Origin of the sequence: Streptomyces sp. NPDC044984 (assembly GCF_040646935.1) — a bacterium.
GTDB lineage: Bacteria > Actinomycetota > Actinomycetes > Streptomycetales > Streptomycetaceae > Streptomyces.
On record NZ_JBEZBE010000067.1, the window covers coordinates 1 to 23,250 of the forward strand.

General features: G+C 68.4%; 24 protein-coding genes and 9 pseudogenes. 18 read left to right on the top strand and 15 right to left on the bottom strand.

Going from position 1 to position 23,250, the window contains the following annotated elements; all coding sequences use genetic code 11:
• A pseudogene (locus AB0A94_RS37305) lies at positions 1 to 84 on the top strand (IS5/IS1182 family transposase); the annotation flags it as partial.
• A gap of 56 nt (positions 85 to 140) precedes the next feature.
• On the opposite strand, the gene AB0A94_RS37310 reads toward AB0A94_RS37305, so the two are convergent.
• The 4 genes and pseudogenes from AB0A94_RS37310 to AB0A94_RS37325 all read right to left on the bottom strand — a co-directional run bounded on the left by AB0A94_RS37310 (position 141) and on the right by AB0A94_RS37325 (position 4,329).
• Positions 141 to 1,727, bottom strand: coding sequence for an MFS transporter (locus AB0A94_RS37310; protein ID WP_361751310.1), 1,587 nt, complete (start codon positions 1,725 to 1,727; stop codon positions 141 to 143).
• A gap of 135 nt (positions 1,728 to 1,862) precedes the next feature.
• Positions 1,863 to 2,333: a MarR family transcriptional regulator gene (locus tag AB0A94_RS37315; RefSeq protein WP_361751312.1), complete on the bottom strand. Its 471-nt coding sequence runs from the start codon at positions 2,331 to 2,333 to the stop codon at positions 1,863 to 1,865.
• A gap of 58 nt (positions 2,334 to 2,391) precedes the next feature.
• Positions 2,392 to 2,732 (bottom strand): annotated as a pseudogene (locus AB0A94_RS37320) (transposase family protein); the annotation flags it as partial.
• A gap of 700 nt (positions 2,733 to 3,432) precedes the next feature.
• Complete coding sequence (locus AB0A94_RS37325) at positions 3,433 to 4,329, bottom strand: alpha/beta hydrolase (RefSeq protein WP_361751314.1); 897 nt, start codon at positions 4,327 to 4,329, stop codon at positions 3,433 to 3,435.
• Between the two features lie 84 nt (positions 4,330 to 4,413).
• Here AB0A94_RS37325 and AB0A94_RS37330 point away from each other — a divergent pair, with 84 nt between their 5' ends.
• The 4 genes and pseudogenes from AB0A94_RS37330 (at position 4,414) to AB0A94_RS37345 (ending at position 7,932) form a co-directional block, all read left to right on the top strand.
• Positions 4,414 to 5,001 carry a CGNR zinc finger domain-containing protein gene (locus AB0A94_RS37330; RefSeq protein ID WP_361751316.1) on the top strand — a complete coding sequence of 196 codons (588 nt, stop codon included), beginning with the start codon at positions 4,414 to 4,416 and terminating at the stop codon, positions 4,999 to 5,001.
• A gap of 312 nt (positions 5,002 to 5,313) precedes the next feature.
• Positions 5,314 to 6,279, top strand: coding sequence for a Clp protease N-terminal domain-containing protein (locus AB0A94_RS37335; protein WP_361751318.1), 966 nt, complete (start codon positions 5,314 to 5,316; stop codon positions 6,277 to 6,279).
• Positions 6,280 to 6,566: 287 nt separating this feature from the next.
• A pseudogene (locus tag AB0A94_RS37340) lies at positions 6,567 to 6,794 on the top strand (transposase); the annotation flags it as partial.
• Between the two features lie 568 nt (positions 6,795 to 7,362).
• Positions 7,363 to 7,932 (top strand): hypothetical protein, encoded by a 570-nt coding sequence (locus tag AB0A94_RS37345; protein ID WP_361751320.1) that lies wholly within the window; start codon positions 7,363 to 7,365, stop codon positions 7,930 to 7,932.
• A 24-nt stretch (positions 7,933 to 7,956) separates the two neighbouring features.
• Here AB0A94_RS37345 and AB0A94_RS37350 read toward each other — a convergent pair whose 3' ends face one another.
• Entirely contained in the window at positions 7,957 to 8,373 is a 417-nt protein-coding gene (locus tag AB0A94_RS37350; RefSeq protein WP_361751322.1) for a hypothetical protein, read from the bottom strand.
• A gap of 528 nt (positions 8,374 to 8,901) precedes the next feature.
• Here AB0A94_RS37350 and AB0A94_RS37355 point away from each other — a divergent pair.
• The 4 genes and pseudogenes from AB0A94_RS37355 (at position 8,902) to AB0A94_RS37370 (ending at position 12,279) form a co-directional block, all read left to right on the top strand.
• Entirely contained in the window at positions 8,902 to 10,080 is a 1,179-nt protein-coding gene (locus AB0A94_RS37355; protein WP_361751324.1) for a Cmx/CmrA family chloramphenicol efflux MFS transporter, read from the top strand.
• A 70-nt stretch (positions 10,081 to 10,150) separates the two neighbouring features.
• Positions 10,151 to 10,461: pseudogene (locus AB0A94_RS37360) on the top strand (IS481 family transposase); the annotation flags it as partial.
• A 76-nt stretch (positions 10,462 to 10,537) separates the two neighbouring features.
• Positions 10,538 to 11,608 (top strand): RHS repeat-associated core domain-containing protein, encoded by a 1,071-nt coding sequence (locus AB0A94_RS37365; RefSeq protein ID WP_361751326.1) that lies wholly within the window; start codon positions 10,538 to 10,540, stop codon positions 11,606 to 11,608.
• On the top strand, positions 11,605 to 12,279 hold the full coding sequence (locus AB0A94_RS37370; protein ID WP_361751328.1) for a histone-like nucleoid-structuring protein Lsr2: 675 nt from the start codon (positions 11,605 to 11,607) through the stop codon (positions 12,277 to 12,279). The genes AB0A94_RS37365 and AB0A94_RS37370 overlap by 4 nt, the downstream gene beginning before the upstream one ends.
• Before the next feature lie 242 nt (positions 12,280 to 12,521).
• Here the strand turns inward: AB0A94_RS37370 and AB0A94_RS37375 are convergent, their stop codons facing one another.
• Complete coding sequence (locus AB0A94_RS37375) at positions 12,522 to 12,911, bottom strand: hypothetical protein (RefSeq protein WP_361751330.1); 390 nt, start codon at positions 12,909 to 12,911, stop codon at positions 12,522 to 12,524.
• 70 nt (positions 12,912 to 12,981) lie between these two features.
• Here AB0A94_RS37375 and AB0A94_RS37380 point away from each other — a divergent pair.
• Positions 12,982 to 13,200, top strand: a pseudogene (locus tag AB0A94_RS37380) (IS982 family transposase); the annotation flags it as partial.
• Positions 13,201 to 13,239: 39 nt separating this feature from the next.
• On the opposite strand, the pseudogene AB0A94_RS37385 reads toward AB0A94_RS37380, so the two are convergent.
• A pseudogene (locus tag AB0A94_RS37385) lies at positions 13,240 to 14,189 on the bottom strand (IS3 family transposase).
• Between the two features lie 243 nt (positions 14,190 to 14,432).
• The gene (locus tag AB0A94_RS37390) at positions 14,433 to 14,921 is read right to left on the bottom strand and encodes a helix-turn-helix domain-containing protein (protein ID WP_361751354.1); all 489 of its coding nucleotides are present in this window, start codon (positions 14,919 to 14,921) and stop codon (positions 14,433 to 14,435) included.
• 64 nt (positions 14,922 to 14,985) lie between these two features.
• Between AB0A94_RS37390 and AB0A94_RS37395 the strand changes: the two genes are divergently transcribed.
• Complete coding sequence (locus AB0A94_RS37395; RefSeq protein WP_361751332.1) at positions 14,986 to 15,366, top strand: tautomerase family protein; 381 nt, start codon at positions 14,986 to 14,988, stop codon at positions 15,364 to 15,366.
• A 42-nt stretch (positions 15,367 to 15,408) separates the two neighbouring features.
• Here the strand turns inward: AB0A94_RS37395 and AB0A94_RS37400 are convergent, their stop codons facing one another.
• The 3 genes and pseudogenes from AB0A94_RS37400 to AB0A94_RS37410 all read right to left on the bottom strand — a co-directional run.
• Positions 15,409 to 15,909, bottom strand: coding sequence for a hypothetical protein (locus AB0A94_RS37400; RefSeq protein ID WP_361751334.1), 501 nt, complete (start codon positions 15,907 to 15,909; stop codon positions 15,409 to 15,411).
• 121 nt (positions 15,910 to 16,030) lie between these two features.
• Positions 16,031 to 16,318, bottom strand: a complete 288-nt coding sequence (locus AB0A94_RS37405; protein ID WP_361751356.1) for a hypothetical protein — start codon at positions 16,316 to 16,318, stop codon at positions 16,031 to 16,033.
• Positions 16,319 to 16,362: 44 nt separating this feature from the next.
• A pseudogene (locus AB0A94_RS37410) lies at positions 16,363 to 16,873 on the bottom strand (integrase); the annotation flags it as partial.
• 127 nt (positions 16,874 to 17,000) lie between these two features.
• Between AB0A94_RS37410 and AB0A94_RS37415 the strand changes: the two are divergent.
• Positions 17,001 to 17,375, top strand: a complete 375-nt coding sequence (locus tag AB0A94_RS37415; protein WP_361751336.1) for a hypothetical protein — start codon at positions 17,001 to 17,003, stop codon at positions 17,373 to 17,375.
• Here the strand turns inward: AB0A94_RS37415 and AB0A94_RS37420 are convergent.
• Complete coding sequence (locus tag AB0A94_RS37420; RefSeq protein ID WP_361751338.1) at positions 17,344 to 17,778, bottom strand: helix-turn-helix domain-containing protein; 435 nt, start codon at positions 17,776 to 17,778, stop codon at positions 17,344 to 17,346. The two genes, AB0A94_RS37415 and AB0A94_RS37420, sit on opposite strands and share 32 nt — an antisense overlap.
• Before the next feature lie 95 nt (positions 17,779 to 17,873).
• Here AB0A94_RS37420 and AB0A94_RS37425 point away from each other — a divergent pair, with 95 nt between their 5' ends.
• From AB0A94_RS37425 to AB0A94_RS37440, 4 genes are all read left to right on the top strand, one after another.
• Positions 17,874 to 18,251: a VOC family protein gene (locus AB0A94_RS37425; protein ID WP_361751340.1), complete on the top strand. Its 378-nt coding sequence runs from the start codon at positions 17,874 to 17,876 to the stop codon at positions 18,249 to 18,251.
• Between the two features lie 252 nt (positions 18,252 to 18,503).
• On the top strand, positions 18,504 to 18,998 hold the full coding sequence (locus tag AB0A94_RS37430; protein ID WP_361751342.1) for a hypothetical protein: 495 nt from the start codon (positions 18,504 to 18,506) through the stop codon (positions 18,996 to 18,998).
• 122 nt (positions 18,999 to 19,120) lie between these two features.
• Positions 19,121 to 19,639: a transposase gene (locus AB0A94_RS37435; protein ID WP_361751344.1), complete on the top strand. Its 519-nt coding sequence runs from the start codon at positions 19,121 to 19,123 to the stop codon at positions 19,637 to 19,639.
• 296 nt (positions 19,640 to 19,935) lie between these two features.
• Complete coding sequence (locus tag AB0A94_RS37440) at positions 19,936 to 20,517, top strand: SUKH-4 family immunity protein (protein WP_361751346.1); 582 nt, start codon at positions 19,936 to 19,938, stop codon at positions 20,515 to 20,517.
• A 104-nt stretch (positions 20,518 to 20,621) separates the two neighbouring features.
• On the opposite strand, the pseudogene AB0A94_RS37445 reads toward AB0A94_RS37440, so the two are convergent.
• Positions 20,622 to 20,765: pseudogene (locus AB0A94_RS37445) on the bottom strand (IS5/IS1182 family transposase); the annotation flags it as partial.
• Positions 20,766 to 20,875: 110 nt separating this feature from the next.
• Here AB0A94_RS37445 and AB0A94_RS37450 point away from each other — a divergent pair.
• Positions 20,876 to 21,621: pseudogene (locus AB0A94_RS37450) on the top strand (transposase family protein).
• A 233-nt stretch (positions 21,622 to 21,854) separates the two neighbouring features.
• Here the strand turns inward: AB0A94_RS37450 and AB0A94_RS37455 are convergent.
• A complete protein-coding gene (locus AB0A94_RS37455) occupies positions 21,855 to 22,238 on the bottom strand; it encodes a peptidase inhibitor family I36 protein (protein ID WP_361751348.1) in 384 nt (127 codons plus the stop codon).
• 180 nt (positions 22,239 to 22,418) lie between these two features.
• Entirely contained in the window at positions 22,419 to 22,640 is a 222-nt protein-coding gene (locus AB0A94_RS37460) for a hypothetical protein (protein ID WP_361751350.1), read from the bottom strand.
• A gap of 193 nt (positions 22,641 to 22,833) precedes the next feature.
• Here AB0A94_RS37460 and AB0A94_RS37465 point away from each other — a divergent pair.
• Positions 22,834 to 23,250, top strand: a 417-nt coding sequence (locus AB0A94_RS37465) for a helix-turn-helix domain-containing protein (RefSeq protein WP_361751352.1), incomplete at its 3' end; no start/stop codon positions are given.

The window sequence follows — 23,250 nt, forward strand, 5'->3', positions numbered from 1 at the left end:
CGCGACTGCCGACAGAAAGGCGACGGCCTCCACCACGCCGTCCAAGCCGTCGCCACCATGCACAACCTCGCCCTGGCTGGGTGAAACAGCAGGTCGGGCACAACTCCGACCTGCCCGAGCCCGACCTTCTGCAACAACTTTTAGGGCCGGGCGTGGTCGGGGGCCCGCCGGACGCCCACGGCTGCCACGACAGCACCGGCCACGCAGAGGACGCCGGCGGTCGCGACGGCCGTGTGGACGCCGTTCATGAACGCGCTGTGGCTACCCTCGATGATCGCCCACTTGAGCTGCGCGGGTGCGTCGGTGGCGACGGGCGCGATACCCATGGCGACCGCGTCCTTCGCCTCCAGCAGCGCGGTGGCCGCGGGGGCGGGGACGCCTGCCGAGGTGAGTTCGCCGGTGAGGGTGGCGCCGACGCGGCCGGCGATCAGGGAGACAAGGACGGAGGTGCCGAGGGCGCCTCCGATCTGCAGGGCGGTGGCCTGGAGGCCGCCGGCGACACCTGCGTCCTTGACGGGGGCGTTGCCGACGATGGCGTCGGAGGAGGAGGCCATCACCATGCCGACGCCGAGGCCGAGGGCGATGAACGGCGGCCACATGAGGAGGTAGGCGCTGTCGACGTCCCAGCCGAGCATGGCGAAGCACGCGACGGCCTGGAGCACCATGCCGAGGGGCATGGTGAGACGCGGCCCGAACCTGTCCGTGAGCGCGGCGCCGAGAGGGGAGGCGACGACGGAGGCGAGGCTGAGGGGAAGGGTCCGGACGCCCGCCTCGACCGGGGTGAAGCCGCGGACGTTCTGCAGGTAGATCATGACGAAGAAGATCACGCCGAGCAGGACGAAGAAGTTCAGGGCGGTGATGATCGTACCGATGGTCAGCGCCGGGTTGCGGAACAGGCGCATCGGCAGCAGCGGCGAGACCACCCGGGTTTGCCACCAGCCGAAGAGCACCAGGACCAGGAGACCGGCGCCGATGGCGCCGAGGGTGCCGCCAGAGGTCCAGCCCCAGATCTCTCCCTTGACCACGCCGAAGACCAGGGCGAGAAGCCCCGCGGCGAGCAGGACGACGCCGAGGACGTCGAACTTCTCCTGCGCGGCGTGCTCGTTCCGGCTCTGCGGCAGGACGGCGGCACTGAAGGCGAGGGCGATGACGCCGATGGGTGCGTTGATGTAGAAGACGGACTCCCAGCTGACGTGCTGGACGAGGAAGCCGCCGACGATGGGGCCAAGAGCGGTGGAAACCGAGGAGACCATGGCCCAGATGCCCACGGCCATGCCGAACTTCTTCGGCGGGAAGACAGCACGGAGCAGGCCGAGGGTGTTCGGCATCAGCAGGGCGCCGAAGAAGCCCTGCAGGGCGCGAAAGGCGACGACGCCCTCGATGGATCCGGCCATGCCGATGGCGACCGAGGCGAGGGTGAAGCCCGCGACGCCCACCAGGTAGAAGGTGCGGCGGCCGAAGCGGTCGCCGAGCTTGCCGCCGAGGATGAGGGCCGCGGCGAGGGCAAGCAGGTAGGAGTTGGTGACCCACTGCAGATCGGAGGTGGACGCGTGGAGGTCCCGGCCGATCTCGGGGTTGGCGATCGAGACGACGGACCCGTCCAGACCGACCATGAACAGGCCGAAGGCAACGGCGATCAAGGTCAGCCACGGGTTGGAGCGGCGACCGCGCGACGTTTCGGCGTGCGGAGAGCGGGACGGTTCAGCCAGGGTGCTGGCGGATGCCATGGGTGTCTGTTCTTTCGTCTTGTGGAAACGCCGAGCCGGCACTCGGCCATGGAGACGGCCGGTTGCGACTGGCAGAAAGGAAGGGGCGCGAAGGCCTGCGGCATGCCGCCGGGCACGCCGCGGCGTCGAAAAGGTTCAGCGCGCGGTGTGCAGGTGCTCGGTGAGCGACCGGAGGGACCCCAGGGCGGAGCCGAGGGCGTCGAGTTCGCCGTCGGTCATCTTCCGCAGGATCTGCGCGGTGTGATCTCCCATGAGCTGCTTGACCTCACCGAGGCGCTGCTGGGCGGTCGGGGTGAGGTGCAGGTGGGCGATCCGCTTGTCGGCGCCGTCCTGGCGGCGTTCGAGGAGTCCCTGCTCGGTGAGCTGGGTGACCAGCGCGCTGACGTTGTTCGGCTTCATCCGCACCGCTTCGGCGGCCTCACGAACCGTGGTGCCGCCGTGGGTCTCGACGTACCGCAGCAGTGTGAGCTGGGCGTCGGAGGGCTTGGGGTGCGGGTAGTGCTGGTCGACGTGCCGTTCGAGGGCCCGGGTCAGCACAGGCAGGCATGCCGCGAGGCCGAGGGCCAGGCGGTCGATGTCCTGGTCGGACGCGCTGTACGGGGGCATACCGCAACTTTAGCTATCCGTAGATACCTATGTCAAAGGATTCATTGGGGCTCTTCCATCACCGGTCTGAGCTGGTCAGACGCAGAATGAGGACGGCCTGGACGAGGCAGGTGATCCGGGTGGTCGAGCACCGGAGCTTGCGCAGGAGCCGCCAGGACCTGAGGGTGGCCATGGACTGCTCGACAAGTGCGCGGATCTTCGCGTGGGACCGGTTCACCGCCTGCTGACCGGTGGACAGGGCCTCCCACCACCTCCGGCATGGGGTGCGGACCTTGCCGCCGACACCTCGACACCCCGACAGCCCTTGTCGGCCCAGCACGTGATGCCGGCCTCGGCAAGTGCGTCGACGATGCCGTGTTCGCGGGCCGCGCGGACGTCGTGGACAGCGCCGTGCGGGATTCCCCGCATCCGACGAATCGCTGTACCTGGAGGGTGTTGAGGACGCTGGGCCTGGTGGCGTGAGAAGTGCCCCACCACAGGACGACGGCGTGCAGTTCCTCGCCTTCTTCGGCGACCCAGGTCCGGCTCCGGGCGGTACTCGCCTTGGCGAGTCCGTCCCGGAAGGTATCGGCGTCGGCCCAGGCGCCGACCCGGGCGGACGGGAGCAGGGGAAGAACGCGGTCGAGGTCGGATTCGGTGAGGGAACGCAAGAGCACGGGTTCCTCCGAACGAAGCGGTAGGGGCGAGCGACGCGGGACGGTGTGGCCAGCACGCCATCAGGTCGTGGACGGGCTCTTGCGGAGCGGTTTCGTCCCGGCAGTGGGAACCGGGATGACGCCGTCCGGTACCCGGAGAAGCCAAGGTGCAGCAGTTGAACCATTCGTTCGAGGCGCACAACGGGCTTCCTGCGGCGGCCTCGTGCCATCGGATGCGTTCGTCGAAGGTTCTGGCGGCGTCGGCGGGGATGACGTGGTGGCTGCGGCCGGCCCCCGGGCGGTGGCCGGGCCGGCGCCCCACCCTCGAGGACGACGGAGACGACGGGGACGACGTAGGCGCTGCCGTGCTGGTCGGGGTTCTACGAGCGGACGGACGGACGTGAGGGCGGGTGCCGTTACGGCGCGTTGCTCCAGCGGTGAGGCGGGGCGCGACCGCAGCCCGGTCAGGTCGGAATGCGGTCGAGGAAGCGGGCGATGAGCGGGGCGATGTCCGGGAGGCGGTCTTCCAGGGCGAAGTGGCCGGTGCGGAAGAGGTGCAGTTCCGCTTCGGGGACGTCGTTCAGGTAGGCGCGGGCGCCGGGTTCGGGGAAGAAGGGGTCGCCGGTTCCCCAGGTGATGAGTGTGGGCGGGCGGTGCCTGCGCAGCCATGCCTGCCAGGCGGGGTAGGCGGCGAGGTTGCTCTTGTAGTCGTACGCGAGGGCGAGTTGGGCCTGCTTGCGGCCGGGCAGGTCGAGGAAGTGCTGGTCCAGCAGCCAGCCTTCCGGTGCGACGAGCGCTGGGTCGGCGGTGCCGCCCTCGTACTGGGCGCGGGTGGCAGCCAGGGTGAACAGGTCGAGGATGGTGGACTCGGCACTCGGGCTCTCGGGCGTGAGCGCGGTGAACGCGCGGGCCGCGTCCGACAGGCCCTCCAGATAGGCGTTGCCGTTCTGCACCACCACTGCGGCCACGCGCTCGGGGTGGCGCAGCGCCAGGCGGAAGCCGACCGGGGCGCCGAAGTCGAACAGGTACATCGCGTACCTGGTGAGTCCGAGCCGCTCCGTGAAGCCCTCGACGACGTCTGCCAGTCGCTCGAAGGTGTAGGTGAAGTCCTCCGGGGCGCGGGTGTGCCCGAAGCCGGGGTAGTCCGGTGCGATCAGCCGATAGCGCCGGCCCAGACTGTCGATGAGGCGCCGGAACTGGTGCGAGGCAGAGGGAAAACCGTGCAGGAGCAGAAGCACCGGGGCGTCCGGACGTTCGGGCAGGGACTCCCGATAGAAGACCTCCACACCGTCGACGTCGACGAACCGGTGGGCCGCGCGGGCGGGGATCGAGATACGGGGCGTGTCCACGGACACCGTCATGTCACATGCCTCCTGATCGGAATGATGCATTAGAACTACCAGCCCTCGACCTAATGCGTCAAACGCTTCGGATAGCATTAGGGCATGAGTGACAGTGAGCCACTGACCGGGGAACACCTCGCCATCGACCTCGTCAACACGCGCCCGGCGGAAGGCGGCACCCGCACGGACCTGCTCGACACCCCGCAGCGACTCGCCGCCTGGCTGATCCTGGAGGGCGACCACTTGCGCACAGAGGCCGGCGACTCGGTGCCGGACGAGAGCGATCTCGCCCCCGTGCATGCCGTCCGCGACCACGTCGAAGCAGTGCTCCATGCCCTGCTGCACGGCACGGAACCCGGAAGGGTCCACCTACGCGCCCTCACCGACGCCCAGCGCGCCGCTCCCGCCGTTCGTGAACTGACCTGGGACGGCACGGCCGTCACCGCCGCCGTCCACCGCTCCGGCCCCCTCGGCGTCCGCCTCGCCGCCCGCCTGGCCGAGGCCGCCACCGACCTACTCACCGATCCCGCGATCGGCAGGCTCAAGCGCTGCGAAGCCGACGACTGCGTCATGCTCTTCCTCCCCGCGCACCCGCGCCGCCGCTGGTGCTCGGCCGGCCGCTGCGGCAACCGCATGCGGGTGGCCCGCTACTACCAGCGCCACAAGCAGGACGCCGACGGCAACCGTTGATCACGGGAGCCACCGCACAGGACACGGCAGGAACGACGGAGCCCGGCACCCGGTCGGCGTCATACGCCCCGACCAGGAGAACCGTCTCCACCAGAGGCCCCGAACCGGCGCGACACCTGAACCTCGAACCAAACAACCCCCTAGGAACAAAACGCCCTTTTGCCACTCATGGCAACACCAACGTCGAAGCGCGTTGCCCTCTTTCGGCGCACCGATTTCCCTCTTTCCGTGCGCCGGTTTCCAACTTTCGGCGCGCCGGTTTCCGACTGTGGGTTGATGCAACACCCCTGCGCCTCGGCCAAGATCTTCCACATGACCACGGACTTCCACGCCAACCGGGCCCTGCTCACCGCCTTCGGCCCGGTCTACGCAATGCGCCACGTCAGCACACACGTTCTGCTGGCCTGCATCAGCAAGGACGAACGGGTCCAGGAGTTCCTCGCCCCGTACGACCTCACGACGCACGTCATCCGGCAGGGCGTCGGGGGGATGGACGAGGAACCCGGAAAGGTCGAGGTTCCGTTGGCCGAGCAGGAGGACTCGCTCACGCTCAGCACGGCCGGGGCGGCGGCGCTCGCCCGCTGCCAGGAGCAACCGTCCGTGACCGGTCAGGGCGTCGAACGCTCGCCGGCCGATCTGCTGGTGGCCCTCCTGGACGACCCGTCCTGCGGGGCGGTGAGCTACCTGAACGGATGCGGGGTGGACGTCGTTGCGCTGCAACAGGCCGTGCGGTCGGGACAGGTCCCCGCCGTGGAGGACGTCGTCCCGCCGGAGCTGCGCTCCACCCGCGACGCCCTGGTGGGCCGCCGCCGCTACAAGCCCCGTGAGCTGGGGCAGTTCTGGACGACACTGCTGGTCAGGGTAATGCCGATCAACCCCGCGGCGCACCCGGTACTGTGGGCGCGCCTGGAGGCCGGGGAACTTGCCGGGCAGCACGGTCGGAAGGTCCGCACCGACGATGTCCTCCTGGGCATGCTGCGGACGTACGCGGTCGCGCAGGCCTACCCGCACCTGACGAAAGAGGCGAAGGCCGACTACGACGGGGGCCGGGTCCTGGCCGAGGCCGGGGTGGACCACGAACGGGTGCGCGCGGTGATGGCGAGCACCGACCTCGGCCAGGACACGGTGCCGCCGCGCGAGCTGCTCAAGGACACGATGGCCAGCGGCACCTCCGACCTGCTGGACCGGCTGCTCAGCGAGCCGGGCAACCGCAGCGTCCGGCTGTTGGCGGCGCTCGGCGTGGAACCGGCCGGTCTGCGGCGCTCCGCCGGTTCCTGACCGCTGCTGATTCCCGACAGCGGACACCTGGGTAACCTGAACGCTCCGACGGGGTGGACACCGCGATCATCGAGTCTTCGCAGGTGAGGAACAGAACACTGCTGACGCCCGAACCCACGGCAGCAACGACTCCCCACACCCCCGGCACAACCGCACCGGTTCCCTCCCCACCGACGCCCCCGCCGACCGCGACCGCTCCTCATTCCAGGACGCCTGATCGCGTCGCGCGCTTCCACCGAGCAGAACACGCACCTGGGCGCACTCGTCTGCGGCGGTACATCCGGGTCATGAGCGAACGTCGTGCGGATCCGAGTGATCTGCCCGATGCCCGCTGGGAGCTGGTCGAGCCGGTCCTGACGGACTGGCGTTCCGAACTCCGCCGCCGGGCCCTGGCGTTCGGGCGGCCGCCCGAACACGAGCTGCGCGAGACCATGGACGCGATCCTGTACGTGGACCGCACCGGGGCGCGGTGGCGCTGCCTGCCGCACTACTTCCCGCCCTGGGAAACCGTCTACGGCCTCCTTCGCCAAGCGGCACATCGAGCGAGAGACCGACGTGGCCTGACAACCGGGGATGTTCAAACGTACCGGCCCGGCCCGGCCCGAAGGGAGAGTACGCCGACAGGTCGTGAGGTGCCCGCCGGCACGCGGCGGCACATCGTGTCCCGGGCATCCTTCCTTTGGGTCCATGTGGCGCTGCGCGGCCTGGACACCGGCCGCCCGGCGTGGACGGAGACCGCGCTGTGGAGGATGGTCCGGTGAGCGGCGCGACGGCGTACGCGGTCCACGGCTCCGGGCGGCCGGTGGTACTGGTCGCCGGCGCGGGAGGCACGAGTCGAATCCGGCAGCATCACCAGGTGCCCGCGCTCGCCGCGGCGGGCCATCAGAGGTATCACCCGAAACGACCGGGGAAAGACCCCGTTGCCGGTTGCTCCAGGCAACGGGCCTCGCAGGTCGTTGCTCCTGCCGGGGAATCGTCTGGGTCAGCCGTAATGGCGGTGACGGCGCGTTCCGGCGAGGGTGGGAAGGCGCGCGACATCTCGTCGTCGGCCCCCGATGCCCGCCTGCCTGGAGGAGCACGATCATGTCCGGACGTCACACCCTCATCCGTAGCCTGCACGACGTGGGATTGGCCGCCTGGTTCGGCGGCTCTCTGATGGGCGCGGTCGGGCTGAACGGGGCGGCGGAGCATGAGGGCTCCACGGTCGCCGCCAGGGCCCGGATCGCTTCGGTCGGGTGGGCGAAGTGGGTACCGGTCAACGCCGCTGCCATCGGCGCGCACCTGTTCGGCGGTGGCGGCCTGCTCGCCGTGAACGCCCACCGGGTCAGAACCCAGCGCGGTGTGGGCGCCTCCACCACGGCCAAGACCGTCGTCACGGCGGCGGCCCTGGCCGCCACCGCCTACGCCCGTGTCCTCGGCAAGAAGGTCGAGCTGGCCTCCTCCCCCGATCCCGAGGACAACCAGAAGGCGGACCGGCACCCCATCGACATGGAGAAGGCGCAGCGCCAGCTCGCCTGCGCACAGTGGGCGGTGCCGGCCCTCACCGGGTGCCTCGTCGTCCTCAACGCCCTCCACGGCGAACAGCAGCGGCCCATGGAACAGCTCCACGGCATGTGGGAGCACGCCCGCTCCATGACTCCGCTCAGCCCGTGAGAGGACTCAACCAGCAGTGAGGCTCTACTGTCCGAGGCCGACGTCGGCATGCCGTCCTCGGGCAGCCAGAGCATGGCCGGCTCCAGACCGTCCACGGTCTGGAGCAGCAGGCGCCACCGCTCGACCGCTTCCTCGGGTACGGCACCGGTGAGATCGTCGAGGTGCTGGACGGCCTCGGAAGTGATGCAGCGGTCGGGGCCGGAGGGATCGCAGGTAGTGGCGCAGCAGGTCGGGGTCGAGGTCCTGGCGCTGGAGATGGGCGGCGAGGGTGCCGACCAGGAGGTGGTTGTGGGCGAGGGCGTCGGTCAGGGCGTACAGGACCAGGCGCTGCCACTGCTTCATGCGGTCGCCGTGCAGGGTCCGCAGGTGCTGGGCGCGGGCGAGGTAGGCGTTGAGGCGGCGGCGATGGTGGGTGACCAGTGCCGGCAGTACGGGCGGCACGCCGTCGTCGGCCGGGCGCGTGGCGGGGCGGGGCGGGGCGGGGGCTACGGTGCGGGGCGGGTGCGGACGGCAGGGCGTCACGGATCTGCCGCAGGACTGTGGTCTGCAGCGGGCCGCGGGGCTTTCGCTGTGCCACCGGGGGTGCCTTCGCGGGTGGGATGAGGTCATGGCGGTGCCGTTCTTGCTGCCGGCCCCACGCCCCGGCGCCTGACGGGCGGCCGGGACCACACGGCGGAACGCCGTGAGTGACGCAGCACGTCCAGATGCTGCAGGACATGACATGGGTGACACAGGCCGACGCCGGTGAAACCACGATGCTTCGACGGGCATCGGTCGGGTAGCGTGCGGGCCATGTCGAGTCCTGAGTCAGACAAGGTGGGGGCTTTCGGTCACGCCGTCAGCCCCCTGAACCACTGAGCTCGTAGCCCTGTCGTCGCGCCGCTTTTTGCGGTGGGACGAGTGGCGCTCGGGGCTGGCCGCGGTGGCGAGATGACCTTCTCGTGCTTCTCCTCACCTCGGAGCCACTCGATGCCTCTCCCGTTGTACCTGCTTGCCATGGCGGTTTTCGCCATGGGCACCTCGGAGTTCATGCTCGCCGGCCTCTTGCCGGACATTGCCTCAGACCTCGATGTCACCGTCGGGACAGCCGGAACGCTCACCTCGGCCTTCGCGGTCGGCATGATCGTCGGCGCTCCTCTTGTAGCCGCACTCGCCCGCGACTGGCCCAGGCGCGCCGGCCTTCTCGGGTTCGTCCTCGTTTTCGCGGCAGCTCATGCCGTGGGCGCCATCACCACGAGCTTCCCCATCCTGCTCGCCACCCGAGTCGTCGCCGCGCTCGCGAACGCGGGGTTCCTCGCCGTCGCTCTGACGGCCGCGGCCACGCTGGTCTCACCCGACAGGAAGGGACGTGCGCTGGCCGTGCTGCTGTCCGGCACGACGGTGGCCACGATCGCCGGGGTCCCTGGTGGGTCGGTGCTTGGCACGTTGCTCGGCTGGCGGGCCACCTTCTGGGCTGTCGCCGCTCTCTGCCTGCCGGCAGCTCTCGGCATCCTGAAGGGAATCCCGGCAGGACGTGATGAGGACGAGGCGACTGTCAGGCCGGCGTTGCGAGCGGAGCTCGCCCAGCTCACACGGCCGCCGTTGATCCTGGTGATGCTGCTCGGCGCGCTGGTGAACGCGGCGACCTTCGGAAGCCTCACCTTCCTCGCCCCCGTGGTGACCGACAGCGCCGGGCTGGGTGAGTTGTGGATCTCTGCAGCTCTGGTGCTCTTCGGTGCCGGGTCCTTCGTGGGCGTCACTGTCGCCGGCCGGCTGTCCGACCGGCGTCCCGGTCCGATCATCGCCGTCAGCGGTCCGTTGCTGCTCATCGGCTGGCCGGCCCTGGCGATGCTGGCCAACGAACCGGTCGCCCTGTTCATCCTGGTGTTCGTGCAGGGCGCACTGTCGTTCGCGCTGGGCAGCACGCTGATCACGCGGGTCCTCTACGAGGCTGCGGAAGCCCCCACCATGGCCGGCTCGTATGCGACCGCGGCGCTCAACGTAGGCGCCGCCGTCGGCCCCGTCATCGCTGCGGCCACCCTCAGCACCGAAGCCGAGAACCTCGGGCCGATCTGGACAAGCGGACTCCTCGTCGCGGTCGCGCTGCTCATCGCGATCCCCTTCCTCACCACCATCACGGCCGGCCGGAGCACCGAGGTGCTCCGGTGACACACGCGAGCGCCCCCTTGGACCTCGAGGGACACCGAAGGCTCGTGGAGCGCCGCCTCACTCGTCCGCACGCCTGGGCATCAGCCACCGCCGGTTCCTCGACCCCGACGGCTCGGCCAACAGGCGCCCGTCGAGACGGATCGTGGCCCGCTACCCGGGCCACATGGTCCACCTGGACGTCAAGAAGGTCGGACGCAACCCCGACGGCGGCGGGTGGCGAGCCCACGGACGCGGCTCCGAACAGGCCAGGGCCGCACAGCGCGCGAAGACCGGTGGCCCAAGAGCGGGTACGCCTACCTGCACTCTGCCGTTGACGGATTCTCCCGCTTGGCCTGCACCGAGCCCCTTCCCGACGAGAAGGCCGCCACCACCGTGGCGTTCTCAACCGGTCGGCCGCTTCAAAACTGCGCAGCCGGGGCTCGGTCCAGCCAAGGGTCTGCTTGAACAGGCGGAATCCGTGCTCGATGTCGAAGCGGCGGAGGTAAGGGCTGCCAGCAGCGGTCGACGTGCACTTCGGTGGCTCCAGCGCGTGACCACCCCGCCAGACCGGCTTGTTGACTCCGCCGCCGGGCAGCTTCTCCACGACCAGGCGGATGACGGCACCCTCGATGACGGGCAGCGGACCGTTGCGGTCGAGCCGGGCGGCCCGGCGGGTCAACCGCAGGTGCAGCCGGTCCCACGCCTGTGCGGTGGCCTTCCCGTAGAGCAGGGTGTCCGTCGTCGCCGACCTGGCCGGCGGCCCGAGCTACATGATCTCTCCCGGTGGAGCCGTGGCCTGGCGGGCACGCATCACGCGGCCTGGGGCGCAACCCAGTGGAACAGCGACGCCACCGCGTACACGCCCCTGCGTTATCCGGGCCAGTACTTCGACCCCGAGACCGGCCTGCACTACAACGTCCATCGTTACTACGACCCGCAGACCGGCCGCTACATCAGTCCGGACCCGCTGGGCCTGGCGCCGGCTCCGAACCACTACACGTATGTGCCCCATCCGTTCACCACGGCCGACCCCCTGGGCCTGACCGGCTGCTTCCCGGACCACACCTGGGGCGGCAGGGTCGTATTCGTCCAGGACGAGCACGGCCGCCCCAGCGAGACGCATGCCACAGTCACACGCGACATGCTCGACGAGGGCACCAACGCCAACAACTCACCGAAACCACCGGGCTTCCTCCACGGCACCGATCACAACCAGGCCCGCGGACACATGCTGGCCCGCATGCTGGGCGGCACCGGCGACCACCTGGACAATCTCTTCACCATCGCCCAGAACCCGACCAACACCCCCCACATGCGGGACCTGGAACAGCAGATCTACAACGCCGTGACAGGCGATCCCGCCCAAAACATTGCCGGACGGATCGTCCAGTACAGCGTCCACCTCGAGTACACCGACGACAGAACGGACTCCGTACCGCCCCTCATCCACATGCAGGCAGACGGATCCAACGGCTACCGGCTCGACACCGACTCCGCCAACCCCGACCACGCAGCACAGCAGAACCGACACCGCCAGGGAATCCCATGACCGACCTCACCACCCTCACCAGCCTGTGCCCGCCCCCCGAGCAGGCCATGAGCATCCGCTGGGACACGATCGAAGCCGACCTCGGCATGCCGCTGCCGCAGGACTACAAACAGCTCGCCGACCGGTACGGGCCCGGAGCCTTCAACGACTACCTCCACATCTTCCACCCCCACGGCGTGACCCAGTTCGTCAACCTCACCGGTCCCATGCCCGGCCGGATCCGCGCACAACTGCGCAAGGACTACGACCAGGGCGCGTATCCCGTCCCCCACGATCCGGAGAAGCTCTTCGCCTGCGGCTCCACCGACAACGGCGAGTACCTCTTCTGGATCACCGACCCCGCAACCGACCCCGACCGCTGGCACATCGCGGTCAACGAAGCCCGCGGCCCCCGCTGGTTCACCTATGACGGAACCCTCACCGCCTTCCTCGTCTGCACGCTCAGCGGGCAGATCCAGGTCCCCCAGTTCCCGCACAGCCTCCTCGACACCCCCGCCCGCTTCACCCCGTCACACTCCACCCTCTGGAAATCAGAACCTCCCTCCGACACCCAGCCCGTCGACACCGCAGCCATCCGCTCCTGGGCACGCGCCCACGGCTACGACGTGCCGCCCCGAGGACGGATCCCCCGCGAAGTCCGCGAAGCCTGGGAACGCGCCAACCGCCCCTGACAGACGGAAGGTGCTGTCACGTTGTGGGGTGGGCCGGTGCCTGACGGCATGCCGTGGGAGTGGTGAGCTTGCGGTCCGGTTCTGTGTTCAGACCGTGGTGAGCCAGCCGTCGGCGCCGGTGATCTAGATGATCAATTCCAAGGGATGCCTGCGGGAGGTGTGCGGTGGGCGGCGGCCGAAGCCACCGCGAGACGGTCAGGCGCCGGGCGGCCGGCCCTGGTTGTCGAGGTGGCAGCGGACGGTCAGGCGTCAGGGTCGACTTCGGAGTGCGTGAACCGCACGGGCTTGCCCAGCGACCGGGCGTAGGCGATTTCGGCTCGGGTGCTGTCTCCGATGTAGTCGCCGACTACGAGCACCTCATCAGCGAGCCGGATCTTCGCCCGGTGCAGATCGTCGAGTCGAACCTTCAGCGCCTCGGCCTCGTCAGGATCGGACCAAAGTTCGTGCGGCGACTTCATGTCACAGCCCGGTTTGACGACAATCCTTCCGGCTTTGGTCTCCCGCAGATCGGCCTCGGTCATCTCGGTCATGAAGCGGGTGGAGCCGCAGATCACGACGATACGCGGGAGGCTGAGCCGCTTCTTCGCGTCGGCGAGCTTCTCCTCGGGGGTGAGCAGTTGCGGGTATGACACTGGTTCCTCCTGGTGGTGTGGTCCAGAGGGTGCCTACGGAGACGAGAACGAGGGTGTCCAAGATCGTTTTGTGACGAACGACGTGGACACCCTCGCGACAGCACTCTATGCGAGGACCGACGACATCCTGAAGGAGCATCCCGAGCTGGCACCGTGGCGCCCGCCGGTCGGCATTGCGCCCCGCCTGAGCGATGCCGAACTGGTCACCCTCACCACGATGCAGGCCATACTCGGCTTAACCTCCGAGGCCAAATGGCTCCGCCATGCCCGTGCCCGCCTGCGTCACCTCTTGGGCCTTCCCCCGTGATGGTGGGCACGCGGTCATTGATCACGCGGCGAGCGTGAGCTCAGCGGCGTGGTGTCGTCGTTCGTATTCGTTGGGGCTGAGGTGGCCGTTGGCGGAGTGCCGGCGGCGGGTGTTGTAGCGGGTCAGCCAGGCGAAGACCGTTCCTCTGCAGGTGGTGGCGTCGCCGTAGTCGCGGCGGCCTTGGAGGGTCTCGCGTTTCAGGGACGCGTGGAAGCTCTCGCAGGCCGCGTTGTCGGCGTATTTCCGCCCCGGTTCGGGGGCGGTGAAGTCCCGCCGGAACAGGTCCGAAACCAGCGTGGCGGCCGGGTCTGTGACGGTGGTGCGGACGCGTCTGCGCAGGCGGACGCCGGTGATGGAGAAGGTTCGCATCACCCGGGCGATCCGCTTCTCATTGACCTGCAGGCCCTGGTCGCGAAGTTCGGCGGTGACCCGCGGGGAGCCGTAGGCGCCGCCGGACTCGGCGTGGACCTCGCGGATCCTCACCGCCAGGCGCTGGTCGGCCCGCTGCCGGGCAGCCCTTGCCTCCCGGCCGGCCAGCCACTTGTAGTAGCTGGACCTGTTCAGGCCCAGGACCTCGCAGAGCCGCTTCACCTCGAAGGCGTCCCGGTGATCGTGGACGAACTGGAAGCGGCTCACCAGTTCGTCTCGCCGGCGAAATACTTGGCCGCCTTGCGGAGTATGTCCCGCTCGGTCGCGAGCTTACGCTCACTGGCCTCGAGCTCTGCGACCCGGGCCTCCAGCTGCCGGATCCGCTCGTCCGGCTCCGTGGCCGCTGTGGTCCTCCTGCCGCTTGCGGGTGGGGCGGCCGGGTCCTGACCGCGGCGCTTACGGTCCCGAAGCACCCACTCACGCAACGTGCCGCGGCTGATGCCCAGGTCGGCGGCGATCCCCTTGTAGGTCGCCCCGGGCGTGGACTCGTACAAGGCCACGGCATCGGCCTTGAACTCGTCCGAGTAGTCCTTCAACACCATCGGCGGTCTCTCGCTTCCTCCGGATCAAGCAGATCCAGTATCAGCGTGTCCACCACTCAGGGGGAGGCTCCTCCATTCGAAGGTCAGGCGCGCTTCGGGGGATTCACCGAGCACGGGTGAGTCATCCCCGTGCGGGGATGCGTCCTGTCTCAACGAAGTTAGTCGTCGGCCCCTGCGCTGACCTGCGTGGACCGGATGGGGTGAGACACGGGGACTTGGTTCGTTGAGACGAATCTCGGCCAGCTAACGCAGCTGCGCGTTCCGATGCTGGTCGCCTGCCTGCTCCAAGGCGGCCTCGTAGGCGTGCAGAGCGTTGATGACTGTGGCGCGTTCCGCGGGGTCGAGACCTCGCATGACGCTTTCCCAGGCAGAGGCGCTGCCAGAAAGCCATGCGCCGATCGGTGCGGCGTAGGCGGGTGCGATGGCGATGATGCGGCGGCGGCGGTCGGCGGGATCGGCAGTGCGCTGCAGGACGCCCGGCCGTGATAGCTCGCTGACCATAAGGCTGACGGTCGTCGGGGCCACCTCAAGCCGAGCGGCTAGCTCGTTGACGCTGGTGGGGCCGTCGTACTCCAGGTGGGCCAGCAGTGCGAGGTGACGCGGTGCCAGGTCCAGACCCTGGAGCGCCGGAGGGATGGGCAGGCGCTTGGCGCGGCCCACAAGACGTGGCATGAGCAACAGCAGGGTGCGGACGGCCTCATTGACGGCTGGACCGTCCGATTCCGTGGACATCAGCGACCTCTTCCAGATACCTTTAAGAACAAAGGCTTTGGATTCAAAGGGAACGAGGTCCACTATGCCGCATCTGACCGTCCACCTTCCAGAGAACAGGCTGACCGGGAACGAACCCCTGCTCGTCGCCGCACTGACCGACGCTGTCGTCGACGTCTATGGCGAATGGGCCCGCGATCTCGTAAGCGTCCGTTTGGCCGGAGTCCCCGCAGGCCGTTTCGCGCAGGGTGGCAAGGCCGTGGACACGAATGTCTCGGTGATCTTGGGCATCCGCGCTGGTGTCTTCGACCGCCCCGACGCCGCCCAGATCACCGCGCGCCTCGGCGCCGCGCTCACCGACGCGATCACGCGCGTCGTCGGCGATGACCTTCGCGCCGGCACCATGGTCGAACTCGTGGCGTCACCGCCAGAACGTACCTTCGTCGGCGGCGCCCTCACCGTGTGATCTCCCCATCTGGGTCACCTCACGACCCTGCTGTACTCAAGCTCAGCAGCGGTAGTAGGGGTGGAACGGGCTCCACCGTGTTTCCGAGTCGGCTTCATCGGGCTGGCGCGGTGGCGGGATCGTTTCGCGGGGGAAGAACGCGTCGTAGATCCTCGGGCTTCGGCGGAAGGCGACGAACTTGTGGGTGGAGAAATGCTGCTCAACCCATTGAATCAAGCGGGCCCTTGCGGTCCTTGGGACGTAGCCGAGAAGTATGTTGCGGACGGTGATCCGCTCGACGAGCCAGGTGGTGTGGCCGGCGGCGACAGCGCGGCGTTCCCACTCCCGGCCGGCGAGAAGTCCGGCGAGCGTCACGACTTGAGGGTGGAAGACCATCGTGAGCGTCAGGTCGGGAGAGGGGAGTTTCCCGGTGCCGTCGGTGAGGATGCGGCGTGCGGTATCGAGCAGATCGGACGGGTCAGCGCTCTGCTGCAGCCAGGCGAAGTACATTTTTCGCGCATCCGGATAGGCGTTGCGAACCCGGCGGCGGCCGTGACGGGCCACCAGGTTTCGGTGGTGTCTCTGGGCTCGTAGCGTGTCGGGGAGTCTGCTGATGTCGACTTGCTCGTCGGCGTTGGCGATGCCGTTGCTGATCCAGAGGCGGTGGCGGAGGCAGACGTTGCGGTCATGAGTGGTCCAGCAAGGTCACGGCCATGGTGATGCCTGCGGCGTGGGTGCAACGGCGGCAGGCGGGACGCTGGATGGCGGTATGCAGGGCTGAGCGCGGACGGCCGATGGCACCGGGTTCGTCGATAGCGTCGGCGTCGGCGTCGGCGTCGGCGTCGGCGTCGGCGTCGGCGTCGAGGAATTCAGGCAGGGCCAGTTCCAGGGCGCGTTGGCGGACTCCGGCCGCGGCAGCGAGAGGCTCAAGGGGCTTGTTGGCCGGGGTCTTCTTGGTGCGGTGGAGTTCCAAGAGGGGCGGCAACTGGTCGGCCGGAAGGTGGTTGGCGGCGGCGAGCCGGTGTATCCCGCGACGAACTGGGCGAGCGACGTGGCCACGGAGCCCAGGGTCTTCTCGATGGTGCCCTTGTCGGTCGGCGTCGCCTTGTGCGCCGGCTGCAGGTTGATGCCCGAATAGCGGCAGGACGCCCGGAAGGCGTGCGAGATGAAGACACTGCCGTGGTCGCAGACGATCGTCTCTGGCATGATCACCGGGCGAGCGGCCGCGTGTCCCAGGCGTTTGTCGATGCTCAGCAGCCGCCGGTGCGGCAACGCTGACCGGGACACCGCAAGGCTTCCACCCAGCCAGGACGCATCGCCTCGGGGGTAACACCGCGAGCCAGCAGCGCGGAGGCGTCCGCAGCTTCGTGGAGAGCCGCAACACCGCTGCGGTGATCGACCTGGTGGCGATGTCGACCATGCCCGTCAGCTCGATCTTCTCGGTGACACCGTCATCCAGTCTCACCAGTACGTCCATCGGTGTGGAATCGATCCGCACAAGCTCGCCGGGCGCACTCGTCGGCACTTCGCTGAACCTCGATCCACCGGCTGATGGTCGGTCCAGTAGCCAGACATGACAGCGCGGATGCCCTCTGAGCTGAGACGATCGAACTTCCTACGGCTCCATATCTCCAGAATGGGAGAGTATCCGCGAGATGCAATCTTCCGATGCCGCTTCGGCGGTCTCCGCCGTGTTCGATGGGCTGAGCCTGGTGGCGGACGCCGGTCTGATTGCGGTGGTCCGTCTGGCGGAGCGGGCCCGGCTGCCGACGCCGGCCCGCGAGTCGATACGCGTCAAGGACGCGGATAACGGTGGCGGGGCGAGCCTGGACGCGAAGGTGATGTCGCTGATCTCGGCGATGTGCACCGGGGCGGACAGCATCGAGGACGCCGGCCGACTGCGGCACGGTGCCGTGCCGGCCTGCCTCGGCGGCATCCGCTCCCCCTCGCCAGCTGGCGCGGATGGTCGAGGCGGTCACGAGAGCGCGGTTCGCATCATCAGCGATCGGCTGACGCCGGTCGGCTCTTGACAGGCGTGGCCGCGGTCTGTGGCGCCCGGCCGTATCGTTCGCGGGATTCCTCGATGTGTTCCAGGTACCGGCGAGTCCATGCGCACATGCCGTAAACGGTGTGCCGCAGCTCCTGACCCGCGTCCGTGAGCGCGTATTCCACGCGCGGCGGCACGGTCGGGTAGACGGTGCGCTCGACGAGCCCATCGCGTTCGAGGCCGCGCAGCGTCTGCGTGAGCATCTTGTGGCTGATGCCCTCCACCTCACCGCGAAGTTGCGTGAAGCGCAGGGTGCGCTCGCCGAGGGTGCTGACCACCAGCAGCGTCCACTTGTTCGCGATGCCGGAGAAGATCTCACGCGCGAGGAAGTGGGCGCGTGTCACATCGGCGTCCTCCGGAACGCGCCTGACCTCTTCGGTAACCACCAGGTGCCCTTCTCTCGCAAAAGTGCGCTCTTCCCTCTGGCCTTTTCACTCTCCTACGGTTCCCGGGTATTCACAAGTTACCGTGAGGACACGCCATGACCATTCTCAAGACGTACGCACGCCTGTGGGCCGACGAGTTGGACAAGTCGCTGGCATTGCTGTGTGAACTGACCGGCGCAGAGCCCGATCTCCGCTTCACCTTCGACTCCATCGAACTCGCGGCGATCGGTGACTTCCTCGTCATCGCAGGGCCGCCTGCGGAGCGTGCCCGCTATTCCCATGCCAGCGCCACCGTGATCGTCGACGACCTCGACACCCTGACCAAGACGCTCGCGACCGCCGGCGCCGAGATCACCACACCGGAAAGCGCCAGCGCCACCGGTCGGTTCCTGTACGCGCGCCATCACGGTGGCGCAGAGGTCGAGTACGTGGAATGGATCCCGGAGTTGGTGGAGCGCATCGTGCGGGTGTAGCCGGTGCGTCCGTGCCCCCGACGAGCCCGGGGCACGGACTCTCCGTCATGTCGGCGGCGTGTACGCCAACTGCTGCCGCAACCACCGCTCCACCGCTCCCGTGGCACCGGCCGCCACGGTGCAGGCACGAGCCGGAGGGCTACCGGCCAGCCCATGTCCTGTGGATGAACGGTCGAAGAGAGGTGCCTGCCGACCTGCGAAGATGGGAGTCACCACACAACCATCAGGCACACTCGGCAAGGCACCTCGTACATGAAGGTTTGCCACACTCCGGCGGCTGTCTCCGCTGCGTTCGATGACGCGAATCTGATCGCGCGTGCCGGGCTGGTCCCGGTGATGCGGCTGGCCGAGCGGTGCGGGCTGTCGCGGCTGATCGCGGGGAAGGTGAAGCTGACCGGGGCGAAGAACGGCGCGGGTGCGGCAGCGGACGCCAAGGTCACCAGCATCGTGGGCGGCATGGTCGTGGGCGCGGACAGCATCGACGGCCTGGACGTCCTGCGGCACGGTGCGATGCCCACCGTGTTCGGCGGTATCCGCGCCCCGTCCACGCTGGGGACGTTCCTGCGCGCGCTGGCAGGCCGCCGACCACGGCGATCCCAGTGCCCTGTTCAGCCTGTCCTGGATGCGGGCAGAGGCCGGAGATCGGGAGGGTACCGAGACCCTCGCCCGGCAGGCCGCCGACCACGGCGTGGGCCGCGGCCTTCTGGAAAACCCTTCCAGAACGATCCTCACGAGGCGGTGGCCTAACGGCCCGGGCCCGGACGGTACGCCTACACTGCCGTGGCAGTGATCCACCCGCCACCCCTACCGAACCCGGAACGGTTCAGGTGCCCCTATGTCCTTGGTCGAGGTGGTCGGGTGGAAGCCCAGTGTGGCTGCTGGCCGCGAGGGATCACACCGGAACGGTCATCACCCAACGCCAGATCGACACGAAGAGCAACGAAACGCCCGCGTCCATCCCGCTCCTGGACGGCCTGGCCCTGGAGAACACCGTGGTCACCGCGGACGCCGCCCACACACAGCACGCCAACGGCCACTGGCTGCGCGAACACGGCGCCCACTACATCGCCGCCGTGAAGGGCGACCACCCCGGCCTGCTCACACAGTTGAGGAAACTGCCGTGGCATGACATCAGCCTGGACCACAAGGACCGCACTCTCAGCCGGGGTCGGCTCGAGGTCCGGCACCTCAAGACCGTCGCCTTCCGGCACCTCGACCACCCCGGCGCCCACCAGGCCCTGCGCGTCATGCGCTGGCGCAAGGACCTGACCGGCAAGAAGACCATGATCGAGCAGTTCCACTTCGTCACCAGCCTCCCGCCCGGCGCCGCCACCCGTCACCACGCCCGCCACCCAGGCCGACCGCTGACCACACTGGGATGGACATGATCAACCAGGACTCACGTGCTCAACCGGGCGGAACGACAACACGCAATGTCCCTGCCCCATACGGGGGGCGGTGGGAGACCCTGTCCATCGGTCAGCAGGCGGTGAACCGGTCCCCCGCGAAGATCCGCGCACTTGTCAAGCAGGCCATGGCCACCCTCAGGTCCTGGCGGCTCCTCCGCAAGCTCCGGTGCTCGACTGATGGAAAAGCCTCAGCACCGTAAAGACCTCAAGAGCTGATACAAGACGCACATTCCGCTCACGCCGTACCACGACCAAGCAGAACGCGGCAGGATTAGATGATCTTCGAAACATCGCACGACAAACTCATTCAGACCTTTGACGAAAAGCAGATCCACCAAGTGCCCGCAAGGGCAGCGCAGGCAGCAGGCTTCAGTGGCGAGACACTGACTTTCCTCACCGACACGGGACTGCCCGAAAACCAGTTCATCTCTTTCCCCACGTTCGACGGAGCCGGCCCCGGGTTCCGCCCGGTCGCGCTCGAAGAGCTGGGAGGTACCTGGAACCTTCCGGCCAGCGCCACCAGCTGGGTTTTCCTCGGTAACTTCGAGATCAGCGCCATCGCTGCAGACACGCAGACGGGCGAGCTGTACCAGTTCGCCGAGGGCATCATGCGGCCCATCCCGTTGCACGGCGACCTCTCCTCACTGGTGCACACCATTACGGAATTGACGAAGATCGTCACAGGCCTGCCAGAGGACTACGATGACGATAAAGATTTCCTCGATTCCCTGGGTGAGACCTTGGACGCCCTAAAGGGTGAGATCGACCGCCAGGATCCTCGCCCCTTCGCTGATGAGCACAGCGAGTGGGTCGAGATTGTCACCAACATCGGAGCCGGAATGTGGGGGCAGGGGTGACAAGCCCCTGTATCCGGCTCTCGGTTGGGACGGGCGCGCCCCAGACCCGGGTAGCGGTCACCGAGAAGGACTTCGACCGGCGCTGTCATGTTGATTGAGCGTTTTCAGCGCTGGCGCTCCAGGGCGAGGACGGCTGCGGCGGTTGACGACAGGCGGTTCGGGCTGCATCGGGCTCCGCGGAAGATCCGCCAGGACTTCAGCCTTGCGCCCCGTTCGACCGGTGCTCGGGCCGCTGACAATGAGCCGTTTCCAGCCTGACGGTGGCGCCCGGGTATGGGCGGCGGGGAGCTGTACGGAACGACGAAGCTCCTGGTAGACGGGTTCTCGACCAAGATCACCCATGCCATCAGGAGCTTCCGTGCTTGTCTACCCGTCGTCCATAGATCTGTCCTGCCGCACCCTGCGGTACCTCACCGGGCAACTCGTCGTCCGGCGACGGGAGGTCGGCACTCGGTGGCGGCCGGGCGGCAGGCCCTGCCGGCCCTGGCCCACCTGCGGTGCGGCGACACCTGCGGACAGCCTGCCGCCGGGTTCGGCATCGGCGTCGCGACCGTCCATCGCCACGTGCGCGAGGCCGTTGAAGTACCCGCCGCCCTCGCACCGAGCCCGGCCGAGGCGACGAAGGCGGCCCGGACGAAGGCCTCTGTGATCCTGGACGGCACTCTGCTGCCGATCGACCCGATCGCCGCGGACACCCCGTACCACTCCGGGAAGCACAAGCGGCACGGGATGAACGTCCAGGTTCTTACGGACCCGTTCGGGCGACTGCCACGGGCCTCACCCGCGCTGCCCGGCGCCGCGCACGACCTGACCGCGGCCCACGCACACGGGATCATCCACGCCCTCACGGAGGCGGGACTCAAGGGCCGGGCGGACAAGGCGTACCAGGGCGCCGGCCACTCCGTCCGTGTCCCGTTCCGGGGCCGTCGACTCAAGCGGTGGCAGCGACGGCACAACACCACCCACGCCAAGCTCCGCTGCGTCGGCGAGCAGGCCATGGCCACCTTGAAAGGCCGGCACCTGCTGCGGAAACTCCACTGCAGCACCAACCGCATCACCGACATCGTGAAGGCCGTCCCCGTCCTTCACCATGCATCAGCATGAGATTGAAAGCGGCTCAAAATCGTCCGACACCTGCAGAACCTTGCCGTTACGCGGCCCAACTACCAAGATCCATCACAGACCTGACGAAACAATCAATTACAATCCCCTGCAAGGTCATCTGGCGACCACCGCCGAATTCGCCAGCGGCGTCCTCATCCGGGACGCCATCCAGCCCAATCCCGCCGTCCTCCCGCGGAGCGCGGGCGGACGGCGGGTTCGGTCAACCAGCCGACTCAGCCCCCGCAGCCACTGACCGATATGGAGGTCACCGCGTTGTCATAGAGGAACAGGAGTTCCTGCTTTGCGCCCGCCGGGATACTGAAGGGGTAGCCGTAGTAGTCGGCATCGAGCCAGATGCAGGCTTGATCGCCGCTGCGGTTCCACACCGAGCTGGCCCGATCGTTCCACGCCCAGCCGATGTTGGGGATGTCCACCGGATCGAGCTGCAGGACGTCCCCGGTGTTGTTGTGGCCGTCAAAGAGGCAGATCTTGCCTTCTGAACAGCGGGGCACACCCCCATCTTTGGGGTCATCAGCCGATGCGGTTCCCGGAGCCGCCAGTACGGCGGTGGAGGCGATGACTGCTCCTACTACCGCGGTTCTGACTGTCAGTTTCATGAACATCCTCTCCCGTTGTTGCCCGTGTAAGCACGGTCATGGTCGCCGCGTCCAGTTGTCGCTTCTCGAGGGCATCCGGTCGTAAGACGGTTCCCACGCGCATGTGGTTCACAGAGATGACGTTGCTCATAACCTGCCGGAAGAGGTGGGCCGTGGCGTTCTCGCGGCTCACCGATCGTTTCAGAGTGACGTTCGAAGTCGTCGCAGGGAGATGATGGCCGGCCTCGCGGCGAACGAGCGCACCGAATCGAGGGAGGCCAGGTCCGACTCGCGCACCTCGACGTCGTCGCTGATCCGGTGAGCGGCCTCCTCGCCAGCGGCGGTGTCGCGGGCGGCGAGCACGACATAGGCGCCGCGGCGGGCCGGCTCGGTGGCCGTGATCAGGCCGAGGCCCGAGTTCACGCGGTCACGACGGCGGTCCGGCCGTGCTGGCCGGGGATGCGGTCGGCGGTCCATCCGGTCATCTGCTGCTTTTGGAGGTGCCGGTGGGGAGGACCGTCGACGCCAGGGGTAGCGCAAGCCAGTTCGATCGCTCTCGCCTGCCTGGGTCTGCGGGACCTACCCTGGGCGCCCGGCCAAGCGGCACGCTTGCGGCATGACCCATCCGTACGCCCGTGAACTCGGAGACTTCCTGCGTGCCCGGCGCAGCCGGCTGCGCCCCCATGACGTCGGCTTGGAGCCGGGCGGCCGGCGCGAGGTCACCGGGCTGCGGCGCGAGGAACTGGCCCTGCTGGCCGGGCTGAGCACCGACCACTACCAGCGGATGGAGCAGGGCCGGGAGGTACGCCCGTCCGACCACGTCCTGGACGCACTCGCCGGCGCGCTCGGCCTCGACGACGAGGAACACCGGCACCTGTTCACCCTGGCCCGCGCCGCCCGCCGGCCTGTACCGGCCCGTGTGGCCCGTGCTCCTGAGCGGGTCCCGGACAGCACCCGGCGGCTGCTGCGGGTCATGGACACCCCGGCGGTCGTGCTCGGCCGCCACCTGGACCTGCTCGCCTGGAACCCGATG